The sequence below is a fragment of the Exiguobacterium sp. s128 genome (assembly GCF_018618815.1).
In the GTDB taxonomy this organism is placed as follows: Bacteria; Bacillota; Bacilli; order Exiguobacteriales; family Exiguobacteriaceae; genus Exiguobacterium_A; species Exiguobacterium_A antarcticum.
This window is the reverse complement of record NZ_JACSMT010000055.1, coordinates 1-14,833: the sequence shown is the minus strand read 5'-3', so window position 1 is coordinate 14,833 and position 14,833 is coordinate 1. Positions and strand designations below refer to the sequence as shown.

The following is a 14,833-nucleotide window of genomic DNA, read 5'->3' as shown; positions in this document are numbered from 1 at the left end:
CAAGGTGTACTGGGAGATGTTCGTTCTGTCGTCAGTGATTTTGCACCTGCGATGGCGAAGGCAACTACTCGTGTCTTCCCGAATGCAGCACATGTACTGGACCGTTTTCATCTCATCCAGTTCTTTACCGATGCTCTTCGCCGCCGGCGTCGTTTTTTGAACGAGGCAAGACGCCATCATCATGTTCGTGTGATCGATCGTGCTCTCGCTTGTCGAACGGAAGCATTGGCTCTTGAAGACCGAGAGGCCGCCCATTCTTGTATTCTAGAAGACTCGTTTACCCGGGATCTTTATCAAGGACTCCAACATATCCGATATGTGTTGAAAGCAACGTGCGACGGGCAGGCATGCCGAAGACTGAAAGACTGGCTGGAACGTTATCAGTTCCATCCGTGCGGACCTCTTGCGAAAATCGCGAAAGCGATTCGTGGCCGTGAAGAAACGATGCGTCACACCATTGTATCGACACTATCGAATGGGAAAATGGAAGGGACGAACAATAAGATTAAGCTCATTAAACGTCGTGGTTATGGCTATCGAAACCTCGAGCGATTCTTTTTGAGATTGCGCCTTGAGCTTGGTCGTTAAAATAGCAACCATGTGTTATGGTGATGAGCCTTATTATTATCTACTTCATCCCCTTTATCATCTGCAAAAAGAGTCTTTTTGGATGAATACAGTTACACTCTTATTTCAGTTCGCTGATTTAGGTATTTTTTTCTTTATGGATCTTCTTCCAGAACCTAAAATAGTTCCAGTATCTTAGGTCGTTATTAATTATCTTATTCTGAAAACGGACGAGCGAAATGGTCTCGTCCGTTTTATAAAGTCCAATATATATATTATGTTTTTGATTCTCGGCATGTTTTGCCTATCCATTTACCTAACAATAAAATCTTAATCAGAATTTCCCCTCAAGCCGTATATAATAGATGAATCATAAAAAAGGAGTTTAGAAGATGCATGATTAAACAAATCCGATTTCCCATTTTCATTTTATTTTTTTATCTTATATCCTATTATCTTTGGATTTTAGTATTTAAAGATATCCCATTTCTTCAAGCTCTTGGAGGGAATATTTTTTCAATGCTCGGAATCATCATTTCCTTGGCATGGTTATCTTCGACTGTCCAAAAATCTAATGGAACAGATAAAATATTCTGGCTGATTTTATGTTGTGCCACATTTTTTTATTTAATCGCAGAAATCATTTGGTTCGTTACGGAAAGTATTTTTATAAAAGAAGTACCTTATCCCGGATGGACAGATATTTTCTATCTCTTGCAAGTTATTTGTATTTTAAGCGCACTTATTTATAAAATCATTCACCAAACAAAGAAACAAGAACGTGTTCCCTTTCTTTTTGATATTTTAATCACCATAGTGGTCGCAACTACATTTTCTTGGCATTTTCTACTCGCACCAATTCTTTCATCAAATACTATTAGTATGATTGAGCTAATAGTTTCTCTAGCATACCCGATCGGCGATTTAGGTATGCTTTTAGCGACAGCCTTTCTTTTTTTCAGTGCAACAAAACAGAATCAAAATATTTCTATGCTGCTTGTATTTGTAGCATTTCTCACGCAAGCTGCAGCTGATTCACTCTACCTTTATTTACTGTCCATCAGCGCTTATTTTTCAGGTAGTTTGATTGATCCGTTGTTTATTGTTGTCATGATGCTACTTGGTTTGTCTGGATTTCTTCATACATCTTCCGAGCCATCACGAGAGTCTGAAACCATTGTCGCTCGTATGAATATTCTTCAATTGGTGACACCTTATGGAGGTGTACTGATTTTATTTTTCTTCATGGGCTTGCATTCAAATGAAACAGATTCCGTTACCATCGGTTCAGGACTATCGATTATGTTGGTGATCATTCGTCAAATACTTATGATTTTGGAAAATCAACGCTTGATCAAACAATATCATCGTAAAACCCAAGAACTAGAAATTAGTGAAGAACGGTATAAATCGTTATTTGAATATCACCCAGATCCAGTCTACTCAACTGATCTCACCGGACGGTTTGATAGTGCTAATAAATCCTGTAGCACCTTGCTCGGTGTAACGAATGCAAAATTGATTGGAAAAAACAGTTTGACGTATGTCGATCCACTTGATCGGGCACGCGTCACTTCTGAACTCCAACACGTGTTTGTTGGTCATCCTCGGAGTTACGAAACAGTAGTACACGGTCACCATGGAAAAAAATCATATATGTACATTACAAATATTCCTATTATCGTTCGGGACAAGCTAGTAGGTATATTCGGAATCGGTAAAGACATTACGCTAAACAAAGAAAATGAACAAAAAGTTAGTTACTTGGCCTATCATGATGCTTTAACGGGACTTTACAACCGGATTGCTTTCGAGGAAAAAATACATGATCTTATCAATAATCAAATCAATATCAGTTCGAGTCAAAATATCTCGCTATTTTTCATGGATTTAAATCAATTTAAACATGTGAACGATTCTTTAGGGCATGATGTAGGGGATCAACTTCTCATAGCTGTCGCTAGGCGTCTGCATAGCTTGTCAGAATCTTTTACGATGATTGCGAGACAAGGTGGAGATGAATTTACATTGATTGTGGAAAACATTGAATCTGAATCAAAATTACATGAGTTAGCGAACATGTTGGTGATTCGCCTTAGAGAGCCTTATACCATTTGCGGACAAGTCCTCCATTGTACTCCAAGCCTTGGTGTGTCATCTTTTCCGATGGATGCGAATTCATTTCGAGAATTGATGAAGCATGCAGACATTGCGATGTATGCTGCTAAGAAAAAATGTCCCAAAGGAGCTTATAGTCTATATACCTCTCTCCAGGAATTAGAGAAGTAAGTGATCTCCTAAAAACATCTTTCATGCATGTACACAAGCAAGCTTATTTAAAAAACAGATGAACGATTCCGCCAAATTCCAATCGCAGTTCGATGAGTTCATTTTCTCCTCCATTTGTTAGAACAAGGTATTCGTTACTCATATGTGGTAAAGCGAACGAAATCCGTTCGACATGCTTGATTAAGAAAAAAGGAAAACTGAGTTCGTTTTCAACCAAAAAATCGATTATTTGTTGATTAAGCGAATCTTGTGTGACTTCGAGCAATTCAAACGTCGTGTTGCTGCCTAAGCGTTTCAAGGGACGTAACACGTGGAAACGTGGAAACACCGGAACCAACAACACAAGTGTATACTGTTCGGCTAGCTTTTCTGGAATGATGGTGGATCTGTCAAAAGACACGATATTCAAGTCTTCAATGATTTGGTACGGTTGTTCGATTGTATGTAGATTTAATGAAAGTTCATATTCGTATCGGTCTTCGAAGGTATCGATGTCTGATTGTGTATAGATTCGCATGCGTGACTCTGTCTCCTGTTGTCTTTTATAGACGACTCGATAACAACGTAAGTTGCTGCTGGAGCATCCAAACAATCCACCAGCATGCTCCGGCACAGCATACGCTGAACAACAGTGATCCGCCCCACCATATGTCGGTGACCGTCGGGCAATTTCCGTGACAAAACCGATGATGACGGCACTGGTCAGGATTTTAATCAGGAAAGCAGTCATCGGTCGCCTTTCGAAACAACTGAAATGCCGCCTCAATCATTTGTTGTTCTGCCGGAGATAAGTATTTTAAAACATGCTCGACACGTTTTGCATCGAGTTCGGTATGCGTTTTGACGGCTGTCCGTCCTTCACGTGTCAAACTGACTTGAACGACACGCTGGTCGACAGATGACCGTTGTTTAACGACATACCCAAGCCCTTCTAGTTTCTTCACATGTTCAGACGCGGTATTCGGTGACAAGACATATCGGTTCGCAATCTCTTTCACCGTCATGTCGCCTGTCATTTGGATCGTTTGCAAAATCCGGACACTTTGATGCGACAGATTTTCCGTCCATTTCGGGTGCAGATGATAGTACAACCGGGCAAAGTCTTCATGAATCGCTGACATCTCGTTCACTCCCTTTTATATCGATACATCCGATTATATCGTAAATTACGACATAAATAAACACTCAGGAAAGCGAGGACAGACCATGAATAAACGAATCACCCTGATCGTCATGAGCAGTATATTCTTTACGGCAGGATGTACCACTGAAACAACGACTTCGACGACGGATTCGATTGCGACGGAAGCCCGTCAAGATACGTCGGCTGACTTGATTCGAGCAGACGACCGGGTGTATCGGCTCGATGGAAAAGACTCGACGATCAAAAAAGCGGACGTGACTTCCTTTTCGACCGTCACGAAACAAGTTACCGCCAAACAACCTTTGGCGGACCGGACGGCGACACACTGGCAATCCGGAACGAAATTATACCGGAATGAAGACGCGACCGGTGTGCTGTATGTTTTCAAAGGAACGACCGCTTACCGGTATACGGCTATTCCGGAAGGCTGATGGATGTGTGGCCCTTCTGTTCGAGTCGACTGTCCCTTCGAACCTTACGATTTTGTTAGTTAAATCTCTTGGAGGTTGATGATACACTAATTTCATTACGTTCCAACGATTCACTAAGGGAGACTTCCTATGAAAGAGACCACGCACACACCCACTTCCACCTTGACGACGGATGAAAAAATCATCCGCTTGATTCAAGGTCTTCACCAGTTACATACAACACCGATGAAAGCAGCACATTATCAAAAACTAGCCATGCACCTGCCCTATCCCTCTTTACAGGAAATTGAACAACGGTTTGGCTCTTGGACCAAACTATTGGAACAAGCGGGCATCGTCAAACCGTTCGAATTGTCAATCGAGGACCATTTGATGCTGAACCGTGCAAAACCCGATACATCCAGCCAAAAACGCTGGAGTGTGGACGAAAGTATCGCTTTTTATATCAAGACGCGTGGCTCGCGCGTGACCATCCGTTCCTACTCGGGGTTACGGGAAAAACACCCGCAGATGGTGAGCGCGAACACAATCATCCGCCATTACGGGACATGGAAACAGGCACTGGCACATTTCCAGTTGTCATCAAACGGTTTTTATTCCGACGCAGATTGCCTGAACGCATTGCGCCAGGCATACAAAGAACTCGGTCCTGACTTAACGAGCCAAGAGTATGTCCGGTTTGCCCGTAAGCACCAATCCCCTTCCTTGACCCTGTTGATCGAACGGTTCGCGAGTTGGCGGGAAGCCTTACGGATTCTCGAAGAGACACTCGACTAAAAAACAGTTGATCCTCCGATTCACGCGAGGATCAACTGTTTTTTCATTTTTTAAGTTCATCAGGATTTGATTTGAAAATCTCATGATTCTGTCCTTCTTTGCAATCGGTCAGGGTGAAGCTATTCCCTCCATCAGTTGTTTGTTGCTCAAGGTTTTGACAGATTTCCTTGTTCCGGTCGTCTGTCTGGGAACCATGTTCATCACGCGACGAATCGAGGGAATAGATAAACCGTTTCCCGTCATAGGTGATGTCTTCAAGGATTGCATCGCCTTCCGTCGTATACCCCGTAATCCGGATTGTATCCTGTTTCTGTTGCCCGACTCGCGTTAAAAACGTCTCGAACCGGTCGAGATTATGCCGTTCCGGCGTCGTGACGATATCCCCGTTTTTAACGGCTTCCTCTGACGGGTAATCGTTACTTGCACAACCGGCAAGTATCAGGATACCAACTCCAAACAACAGATGGGTTCGTTTTCTCATCCCTATTCCCCCTTCAGAGTGTCGTCGCAACGGTTTGTAAATCGTCTGCCGTCTCGGCAATCGATTCCGCGATATGGCGCATCCCTTCAATCGTTCCGGCGACCTGTTCCGTATCCTGCGACAGTGTAATGATTTGTTTTGAGACATCGACCGTTTGGCGGGAAATCGTCGTAAAAGCGGTAACGACACGGGTCAGTTCTTCCGTCGTTTGCACGACCGACTGTTCGGTCCCGTTCATCCGCTCCGAGACTTGGCCCATTTTCGAGGTGATTTCCTGAGCGATGCTTGATGCTTCTGACGCGGACCGTTTACTTTCTTCCGCCAGTTTCCGGATTTCCTGGGCGACGACGGTAAAGCCCCGTCCCATCTCCCCGGCCCGTGCGGCCTCGATCGAAGCATTGAGACTCAGCAGATTCGTCTGATCGGAAATCGCCGTCACCATCCCGGCGATTCGTTCGATTTCGCGTGACAAAAAGGCGAGTTGCGTCATCTGTTCCGTCGTCAGCGTCATCTCTTCGACAACTTGCTCAAACCGTTTCGTTTCCGCCTCGACCAATTCGACACCGTCTGCCGCTTCTTTCGCGGCCTGGGTCAATTGTGTCGCAATCGCCCCGGTCGTCACGGACACCTGCTGGGCATGTCGCTCCATTTCCTGAAAACTGGCGGACGATTGTTGACTCATCGCGGCCAATTCCTCTGTCGACTTTTGAACGGTCTGTCCGACACGCTGTTTCGCATCCGTGACTGTCTGCCGCTCGGCTTCGACCATCTCCTCATACATCGTCAGGACGATCTGTTGTTCGAGATTAAACAGTTTTCCGGCAGAACGGACAATCCGGACCTGCTCCGACTCGGGTAATGTACTGTCCTCGATTTTTCGGCTCAAGACGTTTAATACTTTTTGGAAAGCGGCGATGTACCACTTATTTTGCAGGCCGATCCGGACATGCCGGTCGGCAATCCGTTTTCGGACGTCGATGTAGTCCAGTGTGACCTGTCCGTCAAACATCTGGAGGATATGCTTGGCAAGCGTTCCTTTTAACCGTTCGAGTGTCGAATGCCGTTCAATCAGTTGTTTCAGCTCCGGCACCCGGACCAATTCCGCATAAAACGCATCGACCATCTGCGGCATCCACTCCGCTACATCGTGACGGATCAAACGAACGATTTGTAAATCCTCGACCGTCAAATCAATCAACTGGAGTTGTTGCGCAAATGCTGCCCCCGCTTCCAGGCGAACATGTTCGCGTTCTTGTTGCATCCGTTCTGAAAACGTCATCTCTTGTTGTTTCGTCCACCATTTCACACTATCGATCCCCTTTTTCAATCATCTCATCTTGTATAACGGCTTCATGCCACTAAAGATGAAGCGTTTTCCTTTGAATTCCCAAAATGAAAGGTCTTTTTCCCAAAAGAGTGACAGCTTTGCATGACTGTTCGAAAAAAACAACCCGCCAGTGACGGATTGCCCGGTGCTTTTAGGATACAGTTCGTTGAAGAAGCCATTGATCGAGACGGTGCAATTGTGACGTAAAGCCTTCTTTCATGCCCATCTCAAGAACCTGTTTTACGGCTTCCTCGGTCTTAAAGTCCGACCGGAACAGGACCCGGGTCCGATCGCCGACGGTTTCGAACGTCGTCACGTTTTCACTGCCCGGTAATTCGTCCGAGATCGTTCCTGACGCATCCGAAAAATAGTCGGCGTGGGCGTAACTTTGTGGGGCGTCGATCTGTCGGAAGATAGCTTTTCCCCAGGATTCCATCCCGAAAAACTCGCCCTGATTTGGATCCTCACAGCGCATACAGTAATGCCAGATACCGCCTTCGACGAAATCAAAGGTCGTGATTTCCGTTTGCCAGCCTTCCGGTCCCCACCAGGCTTCGAGATGCTCTTTTTCCGTGAATGCGGCAAATACCATTTCGCGCGGGGCATCAAACGTCCATTCCATTTGTAAAATGGAACCTTCGACTTTCGTTTTTAGTTTTTCTTGCATCATCGTTCACTCCTTTGGGTTGACTGTGTCCTGCATCTGTTCCAAATACCCTTCAAGTCGTGTCATCCGGCTGACCATCTGCTGTTCAAACGATTGGCTCCATGCAGTGAGACCTTGAAACGGCTCCGTCCGCAAATGATAGATCCGGCGATTGGCGGCCGGTTCGATGCGGACGAGATTCGCTTCGAGCAAAACCTTTAGGTGTTTTGAGGTCTGCGGTTGGTTGAGACCTAACTGCGCGGCAATTTCACCGACCGGTAACGGACATGTCTTCAACAGTTCGACGATTTTCAATCGATTGGTATCGGATAAAGCAAATAATGTTCGTTCAAGCCCCTCTGACATGATTTCCACCTCTTCTTGTTTATATATACCCTAAAAGGAATATTCCAAACAAAGAATATATTAAATTGAGCGAAATAGTTGTCAGACGAAACAAACGTACAGTATCGTCAAAGCACAAGAAGCGAGAGCGAGTGTGAAGTCTGATGAAAACCGAATGGCTCGAAGCCTTTCACGTCACGGCGGAAACATCCAGCCTGACGAAAGCGAGTGAACTTTTGCATATGACGCAACCGGCGCTCAGCAAACAAATCAAAAATCTCGAACAGGCGGTCGGCGCTCCCCTGTTCACACGGACGACGAGCGGCGTCTCGTTGACGCCGGCAGGAGAAATCGTCTTCAAAGACGGACAAAAAATTCTCGAACAGCTCGATGACATGCAACGAAAAATTGATCAGTTGCAGGGACAGACGTCGTTCACACTCGGTTCATGGCCGAGTGTCGCCATGTCTTATTTGCCGCAACACTTCGCCAACCATCCAACAGTGGATGGACCGGAACTGAAGATCAAGACGGCCCACACGTATATCGAATTGATGACCGGTCTTGAGCAGCACCAGTACGATGCCGTGTTGCTCGACGACCGGCAGATCGAGCATCCGTATCCGTCGACGCACCTCTATACGGAACCGTTTTTACTGTACTTCCATGAAGCTGACGAACGGTTTGAAGGTTGTGTCGATGTCCGTTTTGATCAGATTGAAGCTTCATCGTTTCTGTCGTTGCCGATCGACTGTGACTCGACGAACATCTTAAAGGCAGCTTTCACCGAGCGCGGCGCGACCTATACCGTCGCTTCGGAAATGGAGTTCGGTTCAAGTGTCCTCGGTTTCATCCGGGCAAAACTCGGGATTGCGATTTTACCGGCGATTTTCCAGGATGGTCTGCCAGCGGAAATCCGGACGTTACCAATTACCGGTTTTGACGTGACACGCGAACTGTCGCTTGTAACACGGGATACGGAACATCATCAGACGTTACTCCGACTGATCGGTCATCCGCGCAACCGTTGATCCAGCCGGCTCCGCAGAGCGTCAATCTCGGAACGGTCAAGCGTCCGATCGTCGACTTCCCCGTAACGAACCAAGTGATTGAGCATCGGATCAATCGTCAACTTTATCCGGTCGAGCCAGTCCTTGACCGTTTCTTCCGGCCGGCGTTTTGATCCGTCCGGTAGCTGCCGGTCAAAAGAAGCAATCAATTGACGGACTTCGGAAACGGAGTCCGTTTGTTGTCGTTGTCGCTCCGGATGCCCGTCAAGCGGTGCTATCTTCGGACGTAAGATTTGCGGATCCCCCTCTTCCGTCGGCTCAAGCAACTGTTTACGCCGGCGGTATCCGAGTAACCGGCGGAACACAAAAACAGATAAGAAGGCTGTGACCAGTGCTCCAATCGGCAACAGAATATCGGGCAAGAATAAGGATGCTCCTTTGATCATCGGACCACTCGGAAAATATTTGATTTTTATCGTCGCGGCCTTCAGCCCTTTCCGCGGTTTGATTTTGTAATGGAATGTGTAGTCCGCCGGTTTGTAAATGTAAGTCGTGTAGACATACCGTTCAAACGCGACGAGCGATGCAGCCAGTACTAAAACGGAGAGAATCATCAGTCCGAGCTTCCGTTCCATGTCGCCCCTCCTTTTTTTACCAAATAATAGCATATCGTCATCAATCCATCATCATTTTTCTTTCTTTTCAGTCAATTTCAGCGTACAGTGAAATTATATTGTCAGATAGGATGTGATCGTATGTACTTACCTTCGTTTCGATTGGATCAAAAAACCGTTCTCGTGACGGGTGCCGGACGCGGGATTGGACGTGCTCTCGCCATCGGGATGGCGGAAGCCGGTGCCGATCTACTACTTGTCGCCCGGACCGAGTCCGACTTACAGGAAACGGCAAAACAAATCGAACAGCTTGGACGGCGCGCCTTTGTCTTAACATGCGACGTGACGGACCGGACACAAGTCCAGGCGACAGTCGACCGTGCCTATACATATGTCGACCGGATTGATGTCCTTGTCAACAATGCCGGAATGAACATCCGCTCGAAAGCACTGGATGTCACCGAGGACGAGTGGGAAACAATCCAGCAGACGAACTTAAAGTCTGCCTTCCTGTTCTCACAGGAAATCGGGCGCCGGATGCAGGACACGGGCGGCAGTATCCTGAACATTGCTTCGGTCGCGGGGCACGTTGCCTTGCGGACCGGTGTCGTCTATGCGACGACGAAAGCAGCTTTGATTCAGATGACAAAAGTATTGGCGCTTGAATGGGGTCCGAAAAATATCCGCGTCAATGCGATCGGACCGTGGTATTTCAAGACACCGCTGACGGAACCGTTGCTCGCCAATCCGTCTTATTTACAGGACATCGTCGACGTGACACCGCTCGGCCGGGTCGGTGAACTGACAGAACTCGTCGGACCGGCTGTCTTTCTGGCATCAGACGCCGGAACATACGTTACCGGACAAACGCTGTTTGTTGACGGTGGGATGACGATTAAAGGATTTTAATTAGAACAAAGCAACAGGGACTTCCGATTTTTATCGAGAGTCCCTGTTTGTCCTTGAGTAGAACAACTGTCTTTTTCATCAAAATGATAAACTTACTGTTCAACGTCATAACCCGGTAGTCATCTGTTTTCGTTGTTAGTTCAAGGACATGATATGTTTTCGTCTTGGCGTCATACGCGTAGTCAATCAAATCATGATCATTGTCATATAGGAGACGGGCTTGTTTCGTCCAATGGTTGATTTCAAACAGACAGTCCATATTGAAAATCAGTTCGGTTTCCCGTGAGAGCATCTGTGTTTTCTCCACCCCGCCTTTTACATGTTGGTTCGTCGTCATCATTTTCGTGTTGCGCTGTTTCTTCGTGTCATAAGACAAGATAGTCAATTTATTATCATTTTCCAGAGAGGTACCATAAATCTTCAGCTGTGAGCCGTTCTGACGTATATGATCAGCATGAATTAACTGTTTGAAGGTCTCCTGGTGGAGAGACTTGAATGATTTTGTATCAAAGGTATGTAGTTTAATGGAGTAATCGATTCCTTTCATATGATCTGCCAGGACATATAATTTGTCACCAGTCACAATCAGGTCTCTACCGAATCCGGTATAGCGTTTCGTTGCACCGATTTTCTTGAAATCCAATGTATATTTCGAGAGTGAAAATTGATTAATCGCCGATAAACTCATTGCGTAGTAAGCATTTTTGTATTTCTTAATCCGGACTGGTCCCGGTTCGACCTGCTTGATTACTTTCTTGCTGTTCTTCAGATCGATGACACGGTCACCGTAAGAACTGTATAACAATCCGTCATGCAGACGATCGGTGCCCCCGAGTGTAAAGTATACCGTTTCAATCTTTTTATTTCCGACATATGTCTCGAACGTTGTTAACGGCTTTGTATAACTTGTCGATACGACTTGAAATGTATCGGTTTGGGCAGAGACCTGATGATTCAATCCAATTGGGCTACTGATAACAGTAGCTGCCAGGAACACCTTATAACCTGTCTGCATATCCTGAACCCCTTTTTATCAAAGCAGTATTGAGAAAAAAACTCTTCTATACAAATAATACCCATTTAATGTCACACGGACTGGTGTGAATCATTAAATGGGTCAATCTGTTTTTAAAACTTCGAATTATTTTTTAACGACCGGACGCATCGTATCAAAAACGGTTTTTGTATCGAAGAACGGATCCAAGACCTTTGTTTTTTTCGCCAAGGCCTGGCGGAGCCGGATCCCGTCGACATTAATCCGCGCCTGGCGGTAATAGTCTTTGCCCAACTGTTTCCAAGCATGTTGCGACGCATCGACGTTATAAAAATAATGAAAACCCTGTTGCGTCAAATAGCGGTATTTATCCCCCGTGTAACCATGCCAATTCTGAATATCACTGCCGAATGGATAGATCAACTGCCGTGTCGTTCCAATCAATGGAGCGACATCACGTTTGTAGCGCGCCGTATCCGCCTGAATCGTCGCCAGACTGACTTTCCCGATCGCGATGTGACCATACGTATGGCTGGCAAACTGCCACCCGTCTTTCTTCAGAGCGGTCGCCGTCGCTTTCGCCTGTTGACGCGCCTGTTCGACTTTAGCAGAGTTGCCATACTGGGCATACGACGACCGGTAACCGAGAACGCCGTTATAGCCCGTAATACCGAGTAATCCTTTTGCGCCGTGGTAAGAAAAATCCGGATGACGGTTAACGAACGCGTCCACGATTGGCACGAGATCGTACGCGCCGTCCGGTTTTCCGGTCATCGAATTCGTGATCCGTCCGTCTTTGACTTTTAACGTCGTCGCAAAACCGTCGCCGATCATGTATTCATAGTAATTAACGTCATCCTGCGACAGGACAAGCGGCTTTTTGCCTTTTGGAAAAGGAAGTCCCTTTTCCGTCATTCGTCCGTCTTGCCACGTCGCAAGATCCGTCGGTCGGACGAGGACATAGTTACGCTGATACAAGGCGGTCAAAATCCGTTCGAACTCACCTTGCGTCACCATATAATCATCGTAACCCTGCTGTTTCCGGTCCCCGTCAAAGGCGCGTTTCGGTTCCGCGATCAAAGAGTGGAAAAACAGGTGCGGGACGGACGTACCGGCTTTAACCGTGCCGAGATTCGCCTGCTTCGCCGCATATTCCTTCCGCTTTTGTTTTGCTTCCGTCGTCTTCAACCGGTCGACAATCCGGATGGCCCGCCCGTAATCATATTGTGCTGCAATGAACTCGGCGCGTTTTAACTCCTGTCTTATGTAGCTCGCGTCTGTCGCTTGACGCTGCACCTGCTTCGGTTTCGTTGCCGATTCGATTGACGGTTGTCCACATCCGCTGACGAACACAATCCCGGCAAGACTTGCTCCGATCCATTTCCTATTCATATGAAACCTCACCCTTTCTCCGACGAACGACGCTCCACTCTGCATACTATTCATATTCCCGATTATTCAGTCGATTAACGGTTTTTATCGGGTCATTCCAGTTCGTTATGCCCCCCATCCAAAGCGGAAGTACACAAACCGGTCGGATGGGTGTTTAATAAGGGACGTAATGAAAACACACGGAGGTGCAACACATGATAGAACAAAATGTAATCAATGGAGTATGGTATGACACAGAGGAAACGATTCCGGTCTTCAACCCGGCAATAAAAGAATTACTCGGACACGTCCCAAGCAGCACAGCAGACGATGCAGCGCGTGCCGTCGATGCGGCAAGTACAGCTTTCGTCGACTGGTCACAGCGGACAGCAGACGACCGCGCTGATAAAATCGATGCCTGGTACCGTCTGATTCAACAACACCGTGATGAACTGGCAGACATCATGACACGTGAACAAGGAAAACCGTTCATCGAAGCACGCGGGGAAATCGATTACGGGAATCAATACGTCCGTTGGTACGCAGAAGAAGCACGCCGGATTTATGGGGAAACAATTCCGGCATCCGTTCCCGGAAAACGGCTATTCGTCGAAAAAGAACCGGTTGGTGTCGTTGCGGCGATCACACCATGGAACTTCCCCGCGGCGATGATCACACGGAAACTTGCTCCGGCGCTTGCTGCCGGCTGTACGGTCGTCCTCAAACCATCGGAAGAAACACCGTATACAGCACTTCGTCTTGTTGAACTGGCGATTGAAGCCGGTATTCCGGCTGGTGCGATCAACGTCTTGACGGGGGACGCAGCAACAATCAGTGGTGTCTGGCAAGCCGATTCCCGCGTTCGGAAAATCACGTTCACGGGCTCGACAGCTGTTGGTAAATTAATCATGCGTCAAGCGGCTGATACAATGAAAAAATTATCACTTGAACTCGGTGGTCACGCTCCGTTCATCGTCACGGAAAATGCGGATCTCGACAAAGCCGTTCAAGGTGCCATCCGCTCGAAATTCCGCAACGGCGGTCAAGCTTGTGTCGCAACGAACCGCTTTTATGTCCAGGCATCGGTTCTCGACGCCTTCACTGAAAAATTCGTCGCCGAAGTCAAGCGGTTGAAAGTCGGTAACGGGCTCGATGCGGATTCGACGATCGGACCGTTGATCAATGCGAAGGCTGTCGCCAAAGTCAAAGCACATATTGACGACGCCGTCGCTAAAGGCGCAACGATTTTAACAGGCGGTACGATTGATGATTCAGTCGGTTACTTCGTCGAACCAACTGTCCTCGGTAATGTCACGGAAGACATGATCTGCATGCAGGAAGAAACGTTTGGTCCACTCGCTCCGATCTCCGTCTTCGAAACACTCGACGAAGTCATCAAGCGGGCGAACAACACACCGTACGGTCTTGCGGCATATGCGTTCTCGGAAAAAATCGACGAAGCGCTTCAACTCGGTAAAAAACTCGAGTACGGCATCGTCGGTCTGAACGACGGTGCACCATCCGCTGCCCAAGCACCATTCGGCGGTTATAAAGAAAGTGGACTTGGTCGTGAAGGCGGCGTCTACGGCATCGAGGATTACCTCGAAGTCAAATACCTGTCACTCGCTTAATCGTAAAATCGGGCCGACTCATAAGTCGCTTCAAAACTACTAAAATGGCCGATGATTCCTTCTTTCCACGGAATCATCGGCCATTTCTATTCAAATTAATGAATAACACACAAAATTATCCGCATTTAAACCCTCTATATTTATTATGAGAATGAGGAAATCCGCTTGTAACAAGATGCATTCATTTAAGGTAATCCAAGTCCTATCTTGTGTAATGCAAAATAGGAGTGGTTCTTACGCAATGTTAGTGAACGTTGACACGTATACTCCCGATTAAACACAATCGTTTTCTTACAA

16 protein-coding genes are annotated in these 14,833 nt (G+C 46.8%); 7 read left to right on the top strand and 9 right to left on the bottom strand.

All coding sequences use genetic code 11. The features are described 5' to 3' along the window. On the top strand, positions 1–588 hold a 588-nt coding region (locus KNQ13_RS14415; RefSeq protein ID WP_214773244.1), incomplete at its 5' end, for a transposase. A gap of 375 nt (positions 589–963) precedes the next feature. After that, on the top strand, positions 964–2,856 hold the full coding sequence (locus tag KNQ13_RS14410) for a DUF4084 domain-containing protein (protein ID WP_026831339.1): 1,893 nt from the start codon (positions 964–966) through the stop codon (positions 2,854–2,856). A gap of 43 nt (positions 2,857–2,899) precedes the next feature. Here KNQ13_RS14410 and KNQ13_RS14405 read toward each other — a convergent pair whose 3' ends face one another. Beyond that, positions 2,900–3,586: a hypothetical protein gene (locus tag KNQ13_RS14405; RefSeq protein ID WP_209548494.1), complete on the bottom strand. Its 687-nt coding sequence runs from the start codon at positions 3,584–3,586 to the stop codon at positions 2,900–2,902. Then, positions 3,567–3,977 carry a MarR family winged helix-turn-helix transcriptional regulator gene (locus KNQ13_RS14400; protein ID WP_209548493.1) on the bottom strand — a complete coding sequence of 137 codons (411 nt, stop codon included), beginning with the start codon at positions 3,975–3,977 and terminating at the stop codon, positions 3,567–3,569. The genes KNQ13_RS14405 and KNQ13_RS14400 overlap by 20 nt, the downstream gene beginning before the upstream one ends. 85 nt (positions 3,978–4,062) lie before the next feature. On the opposite strand from KNQ13_RS14400, the gene KNQ13_RS14395 reads away from it, so the two are divergent. Further along, a complete protein-coding gene (locus KNQ13_RS14395; RefSeq protein ID WP_209548492.1) occupies positions 4,063–4,431 on the top strand; it encodes a hypothetical protein in 369 nt (122 codons plus the stop codon). Between the two features lie 129 nt (positions 4,432–4,560). Continuing rightward, complete coding sequence (locus tag KNQ13_RS14390; RefSeq protein WP_209548491.1) at positions 4,561–5,208, top strand: homing endonuclease associated repeat-containing protein; 648 nt, start codon at positions 4,561–4,563, stop codon at positions 5,206–5,208. Positions 5,209–5,251: 43 nt separating this feature from the next. Here KNQ13_RS14390 and KNQ13_RS14385 read toward each other — a convergent pair whose 3' ends face one another. The 4 genes from KNQ13_RS14385 to KNQ13_RS14370 all read right to left on the bottom strand — a co-directional run bounded on the left by KNQ13_RS14385 (position 5,252) and on the right by KNQ13_RS14370 (position 8,028). Continuing rightward, positions 5,252–5,689: a DUF4362 domain-containing protein gene (locus KNQ13_RS14385; protein WP_209548490.1), complete on the bottom strand. Its 438-nt coding sequence runs from the start codon at positions 5,687–5,689 to the stop codon at positions 5,252–5,254. Between the two features lie 13 nt (positions 5,690–5,702). Then, positions 5,703–6,995 carry a globin-coupled sensor protein gene (locus KNQ13_RS14380; RefSeq protein ID WP_014970359.1) on the bottom strand — a complete coding sequence of 431 codons (1,293 nt, stop codon included), beginning with the start codon at positions 6,993–6,995 and terminating at the stop codon, positions 5,703–5,705. Positions 6,996–7,167: 172 nt separating this feature from the next. Beyond that, positions 7,168–7,683: an SRPBCC family protein gene (locus tag KNQ13_RS14375; RefSeq protein WP_251027482.1), complete on the bottom strand. Its 516-nt coding sequence runs from the start codon at positions 7,681–7,683 to the stop codon at positions 7,168–7,170. 6 nt (positions 7,684–7,689) lie between these two features. Next, complete coding sequence (locus KNQ13_RS14370; protein WP_209548488.1) at positions 7,690–8,028, bottom strand: ArsR/SmtB family transcription factor; 339 nt, start codon at positions 8,026–8,028, stop codon at positions 7,690–7,692. Between the two features lie 143 nt (positions 8,029–8,171). Here KNQ13_RS14370 and KNQ13_RS14365 point away from each other — a divergent pair, with 143 nt between their 5' ends. Further along, entirely contained in the window at positions 8,172–9,038 is an 867-nt protein-coding gene (locus KNQ13_RS14365; RefSeq protein WP_026831331.1) for a LysR family transcriptional regulator, read from the top strand. Here KNQ13_RS14365 and KNQ13_RS14360 read toward each other — a convergent pair. Next, positions 9,020–9,652: a hypothetical protein gene (locus tag KNQ13_RS14360; protein WP_026831330.1), complete on the bottom strand. Its 633-nt coding sequence runs from the start codon at positions 9,650–9,652 to the stop codon at positions 9,020–9,022. The genes KNQ13_RS14365 and KNQ13_RS14360 overlap by 19 nt on opposite strands. Positions 9,653–9,772: 120 nt before the next feature. Between KNQ13_RS14360 and KNQ13_RS14355 the strand changes: the two genes are divergently transcribed. After that, positions 9,773–10,540 carry an SDR family NAD(P)-dependent oxidoreductase gene (locus tag KNQ13_RS14355; RefSeq protein WP_026831329.1) on the top strand — a complete coding sequence of 256 codons (768 nt, stop codon included), beginning with the start codon at positions 9,773–9,775 and terminating at the stop codon, positions 10,538–10,540. Here the strand turns inward: KNQ13_RS14355 and KNQ13_RS14350 are convergent. After that, entirely contained in the window at positions 10,527–11,555 is a 1,029-nt protein-coding gene (locus KNQ13_RS14350; RefSeq protein WP_209548487.1) for a hypothetical protein, read from the bottom strand. The genes KNQ13_RS14355 and KNQ13_RS14350 overlap by 14 nt on opposite strands. A 126-nt stretch (positions 11,556–11,681) precedes the next feature. Continuing rightward, positions 11,682–12,926, bottom strand: a complete 1,245-nt coding sequence (locus KNQ13_RS14345) for a polysaccharide deacetylase family protein (RefSeq protein ID WP_026831328.1) — start codon at positions 12,924–12,926, stop codon at positions 11,682–11,684. Positions 12,927–13,120: 194 nt separating this feature from the next. On the opposite strand from KNQ13_RS14345, the gene KNQ13_RS14340 reads away from it, so the two are divergent. After that, on the top strand, positions 13,121–14,536 hold the full coding sequence (locus KNQ13_RS14340; RefSeq protein ID WP_026831327.1) for an NAD-dependent succinate-semialdehyde dehydrogenase: 1,416 nt from the start codon (positions 13,121–13,123) through the stop codon (positions 14,534–14,536). Positions 14,537–14,833 lie beyond the last annotated feature (297 nt).

Excerpts from the sequence above, each read along its gene's own strand:
- KNQ13_RS14410 (WP_026831339.1), top strand. The coding sequence starts at position 964 with ATGATTAAACAAATCCGATTTCCCATTTTCATTTTATTTTTTTATCTT.
- KNQ13_RS14405 (WP_209548494.1), bottom strand. The coding sequence starts at position 3,586 with ATGACTGCTTTCCTGATTAAAATCCTGACCAGTGCCGTCATCATCGGT.
- KNQ13_RS14400 (WP_209548493.1), bottom strand. The coding sequence starts at position 3,977 with ATGTCAGCGATTCATGAAGACTTTGCCCGGTTGTACTATCATCTGCAC.
- KNQ13_RS14395 (WP_209548492.1), top strand. The coding sequence starts at position 4,063 with ATGAATAAACGAATCACCCTGATCGTCATGAGCAGTATATTCTTTACG.
- KNQ13_RS14390 (WP_209548491.1), top strand. The coding sequence starts at position 4,561 with ATGAAAGAGACCACGCACACACCCACTTCCACCTTGACGACGGATGAA.
- KNQ13_RS14385 (WP_209548490.1), bottom strand. The coding sequence starts at position 5,689 with ATGAGAAAACGAACCCATCTGTTGTTTGGAGTTGGTATCCTGATACTT.
- KNQ13_RS14375 (WP_251027482.1), bottom strand. The coding sequence starts at position 7,683 with ATGCAAGAAAAACTAAAAACGAAAGTCGAAGGTTCCATTTTACAAATG.
- KNQ13_RS14370 (WP_209548488.1), bottom strand. The coding sequence starts at position 8,028 with ATGTCAGAGGGGCTTGAACGAACATTATTTGCTTTATCCGATACCAAT.
- KNQ13_RS14365 (WP_026831331.1), top strand. The coding sequence starts at position 8,172 with ATGAAAACCGAATGGCTCGAAGCCTTTCACGTCACGGCGGAAACATCC.
- KNQ13_RS14360 (WP_026831330.1), bottom strand. The coding sequence starts at position 9,652 with ATGGAACGGAAGCTCGGACTGATGATTCTCTCCGTTTTAGTACTGGCT.
- KNQ13_RS14355 (WP_026831329.1), top strand. The coding sequence starts at position 9,773 with ATGTACTTACCTTCGTTTCGATTGGATCAAAAAACCGTTCTCGTGACG.
- KNQ13_RS14350 (WP_209548487.1), bottom strand. The coding sequence starts at position 11,555 with ATGCAGACAGGTTATAAGGTGTTCCTGGCAGCTACTGTTATCAGTAGC.
- KNQ13_RS14345 (WP_026831328.1), bottom strand. The coding sequence starts at position 12,926 with ATGAATAGGAAATGGATCGGAGCAAGTCTTGCCGGGATTGTGTTCGTC.
- KNQ13_RS14340 (WP_026831327.1), top strand. The coding sequence starts at position 13,121 with ATGATAGAACAAAATGTAATCAATGGAGTATGGTATGACACAGAGGAA.